This window comes from Cupriavidus sp. 05L310 (assembly GCF_056398185.1).
In genome coordinates, this window is sequence record NZ_JBFTOX010000138.1 from 1 (window position 1) to 2,525 (window position 2,525).

At 58.1% G+C, this 2,525-nt stretch carries 1 protein-coding gene and 1 pseudogene; one reads left to right on the plus strand and one right to left on the minus strand.

Features of this window, described 5'->3' with window-relative positions; translation table 11 throughout:
* Positions 1-431 precede the first annotated feature (431 nt).
* A pseudogene (locus AC1DS6_RS42370) lies at positions 432-918 on the plus strand (IS6 family transposase); the annotation flags it as partial.
* Positions 919-1,119: 201 nt separating this feature from the next.
* Here the strand turns inward: AC1DS6_RS42370 and AC1DS6_RS42375 are convergent.
* Positions 1,120-2,208, minus strand: coding sequence for a fimbrial protein (locus AC1DS6_RS42375; protein ID WP_477104771.1), 1,089 nt, complete (start codon positions 2,206-2,208; stop codon positions 1,120-1,122).
* Between the last annotated feature and the right edge of the window lie 317 nt (positions 2,209-2,525).

Genomic DNA, 2,525 nt, shown 5'->3' on the forward strand with positions numbered 1-2,525 from the left:
GCCCCCGACTCGTTGTTCATTCGCGCTCAAAAAAGCCAGGAGTAAACGCGAATCCGCACGAGTTTACAACCCCTCCCGCCCAAGTCCCATCAAATTCTGGTCGCACTGCGCCCGGTCAGGACGCTGGACTTTTGTATAAGGAGATGCCCATAACGGGGTAATGCTCTGTTTCTATATATTCGTTGCTGGTTGGAGGAAGCGATATAAGGCATGTCTTAAATGCCTATGAGAGAGTTTGGAAAGTGGACCGAAAAGATCTCGGCGCTCGCCCTGGGACTTGCCCGCGCAGTGGGGGTTGCACCACCCGTTGGCATCGCCCGACAACCTCGGACCCTGCAGGATTTTCTCGGAAAGTCGCGTATGGGGCGAGGTAAATGAGTCTGCCGCTACGGCATTGTCACGTTAGCGGCGCGGTGACGTGAGATCGCGCGATGAAGAAGAAATCGCTCTATCACGGCCATCGGTTCCCGGCGGCGGTCATCAGCCAGGCCGTGCGCTGGTATCACCACTTCAACCTGAGCCTGCGAGACATCGAGGAGTTGTTGTTCGAGCGCGGTGTGGTTGTGGCCTACGAGACCATTCGCCGCTGGTGCGACAAGTTTGGCGCTGGCTTCGCCGATCGGGTCAAGGCCGCAAGGCGCAAGCCGGGTAGCACCTGGCATCTCGATGAAATGTTCGTGACGCTGCGCGGGGAGCCGTACCTGCTCTGGCGGGCGGTCGACGAACATGGCGCCGAACTCGACATCCTGCTGCAGAGGCGGCGCGACAAGGCCGCGGCCAAACGCTTCTTTCAGCGTGTGCTGCGCTCCTGCCCAGCACCGCGTAAGATCGTCACCGACCAACTGCGCAGCTACCCGGCCGCAAAGGCCGACATCCCGGAGCTGGCCGGCGTCAGGCATGTGTTCGTGAAAGCCGCAAACACCTCGCTGCGCGATTCGCTGCATGGCGCGCATTCACTGAAGCGGCCCAAGATCCGTCAACTCCCGCCTGAGCGGCGGGCTCACTCGGCGCTGCCTTGCCTTGCTATCGTCAAGTTGACAGTGCCCCGATGTTGCACTCGGTGGGCGCAACGGCAGCCGAGAGTGACTGTCGGATAAAGTTCGGCGAACGTCCCAACGCCTACTGATAGGTCATCAGGAAGGTCATTTCGGTATTGGCGCTCCCCGCGCTTATGGTCGGTCCTGTCTGGAAATAGCGCGCGTTGAGGGGAATCTGGTAGCTGCCGCCGGTGCTGCTCTGATAGCCATTGAACGGCACAGGCGTGCCCAGCGCGAACGGATTGCCGTCTTTATCGAGTAGTTGCACTCCAATGCCGCTCGCTTTCGAACCCGCATCCAGTGTGACGACTGACTGTCCGGCACCCGGAACGATCGCGGTGACCGAATCGATCTCGTACTTAATGTTGTTCATCCCCGCGGGACAGTTGCTGAGATTGAGATTGAATTGGGTCGCCGCAGTCGTTGACCCTGGGCCGCGGAACTCCAAAGTATTGTGCTGTCCCAAAGACACGGTCACATCCGGTGTCGTGCAAGCCGTTAAAGCGATCGCCGAGGCATTGCTGGGGGACACAACACTGAAGACAGACACTCCACTGTTACCTGAAAAGAAGAAGCCCACCACACCGGCAGCACCCGGCCCCGTTGGGTTGAGGGATAGGGCGCCAGAACCCACAGGACCGGTCACAACAAGGTTGACGGTCACGTACACCTGCGATGGGAAGTAATTTGCCCCAGACTTAATGGGAAGGGACGGCCCACTGAGCGCTGAATCCATGGTCACTGTTCCAGGCAGGCCACCGCCTGAAATTGACGAGGTGTAGCCAATCCCTTTTACCGAAGTGGTGCCGACGCGATTCGCGACAACCCCGACGGCATTGATTGCCCAATAGTTCGTCCCCGCAACCCCACAATTGTCGTTGTAGGTTGTCCCAGCGGTACCGGTGATGGGCACCGTCGTCGTGGCAATTATTGAACCGACCGCAGCGTTTCTGGGGACGGTGATTGTCGCTGGAAAGCGAACTTGGGTGGCGCCCAGATTGATGATTGGAGTGCATGCGTGAGCCGGAAGGGCGATGCCCAGGAGGGTTGCCAAAACCATTACTACAAAGATGCCGCTTCTCAAGGGCCGGCCGCGTTGGCGTGCGTCCGATGCCCGCGACATGCCTGCCTGCTCGAGTCCGAAGGTCAAAATGTTCATCTGGAATTTCATGTCATCAATCACTGCTGGAAATTATGGAAAGATCTGAATGCAGCGCGCTGCAACACTCCCCCGCAGGGCTAAAGAATCTTCCCAACTGTCATCGAGAAACATTCGGAAACCAGGTATTCAACGTCACTTCGCGCTCGGCTCTGGCCCGTACCGGGAGAGATGCTTTAGGCCATGCGGTTATACACATCGTTGACCCACCGAAGCGATCCTGGCGCCCCGGAAAAGTGTTTACATTCAAGGACTTGAAGCGGCACTTGTAAACTGTCTGAGTCTCGCGTTTACTTCTGCCTTTTTGGGTGACGCGTTGACGATTGAAT